This window comes from Martinezella calliandrae (genome assembly GCF_030272695.1).
GTDB classification, from domain to species: domain Bacteria; phylum Pseudomonadota; class Alphaproteobacteria; order Rhizobiales; family Rhizobiaceae; genus Rhizobium; species Rhizobium calliandrae.
Genome location: NZ_JARFYN010000147.1, coordinates 1 through 1,374, shown reverse-complemented (window position 1 = coordinate 1,374; position 1,374 = coordinate 1). Strand labels below are relative to the sequence as shown.

At 57.4% G+C, this 1,374-nt stretch carries 1 protein-coding gene and 1 pseudogene; both read left to right on the top strand.

What is annotated here, in order from left to right; translation table 11 throughout:
- The coding region (locus tag PY650_RS36410; RefSeq protein ID WP_285884939.1) for a tyrosine-type recombinase/integrase at positions 1 to 487 on the top strand (487 nt) is incomplete at its 5' end.
- A gap of 105 nt (positions 488 to 592) precedes the next feature.
- Positions 593 to 1,366, top strand: a pseudogene (gene tnpC / locus PY650_RS36405) (IS66 family transposase); the annotation flags it as partial.
- Between the last annotated feature and the right edge of the window lie 8 nt (positions 1,367 to 1,374).

The window sequence follows — 1,374 nt, the reverse complement described above, 5'->3', positions numbered from 1 at the left end:
CGAGGTTATCGTCGATGGCGCGGCGGTTGCACACTTGCATGGTAAGGGACGTAAAGACCGTAGCGTGCCGCTTTGGCGTACGACAGTCAGCTTGATCCGTAACTGGAAACGTCGGCTGGCTTTCACAAGCGAGGAGGACTTCCTGTTTCCGAACCGAAGCGGAGGGCGGATGGCGCGTTCAAACGTCACCCAGCGCTTTGAACTTGCGGTATCGGCTGCGGCGGAACGTTACCCGCAACTCGCGAGCCGCTCGATCTCGCCTCACACCATCCGCCACACCACAGCGATGCATCTCCTGCAATCTGGCGTCGATATCAGCGTCATCGCTCTGTGGCTCGGTCATGAGAGTTCCGCGACGACGCATATGTACCTTCAAGCAGATCTCGCGATGAAGGAACGCACACTCAACCGACTGCAGCCCATGACGTCCAGTCAAGGTCGATATCGTCCGCCGGACCAGCTCATGCAGTTCCTGATGAATCTCTGAAATTATGCGCAGTTCGCCAGCCGGAAGTCGTCCGAGAATCCGACGGTTAAAGCCTCCTGCCTCAGCAATCTGCGCATAATTACGAGGTGCACATAATCCCGCTTATGGAGATCTCTACATAACCGGGATGACCGACCGTTTGGCGGCTCTGGCCCGCCGATGGTTGCCTATCGCTTCGAAGACAGCAGAGGTGGCAAATGTGTTGCGCGTCATCTCGCCGGGTTCAGTGGTATCCTGCAAGTGGATGGCTACTCGGCCTACACCAGCATGATAAAAGAGCGTGCTAAGTCCGGCAGCAATGAAGCGATCAAGCTGGCCGGATGCTGGGCGCATCTACGCCGCAAGTTTTATGAGCTGCATGTCGGCGGCATCAATGTGGCTGCGACAGCGTCGATTACAGCCATGACGGAACTGTGGAAGGTGGAGGACGAGATTCGCGGCAGTGATGCCGAGACCCGCGCGACGCGCCGTCAGGAGACGTCGGCTGCCATCGTCGCCGATCTCTTCCAGTTGTGGGAAAAGGAGCTGTCCAAAGTCTCCGGAAAGTCCAAAACGGCTGAAGCGATCCGCTATGCCATGACGCGCCGGAAAGCGCTGGAGCACTTCTTGACGGATGGCCGCGTCGAAATCGACTCCAACATTGTCGAACGCGCGATCCGGCCCCAAACAATTACAAGGAAAAATAGTCTCTTCGCTGGTAGTGAGGGTGGTGGAGAGACATGGGCGACCATCGCCACTCTTCTGCAAACGGCGAAAATGAACAGCGTCGACCCGCTTGCCTGGCTATCCCAAACACTGACCCGCATCGCAAATGGCTGGCCAGCCTCTGATATCGAGCAGCTCATGCCGTGGAACTTCAGCGCAGACGCTATCGGCTAACCGCTTAC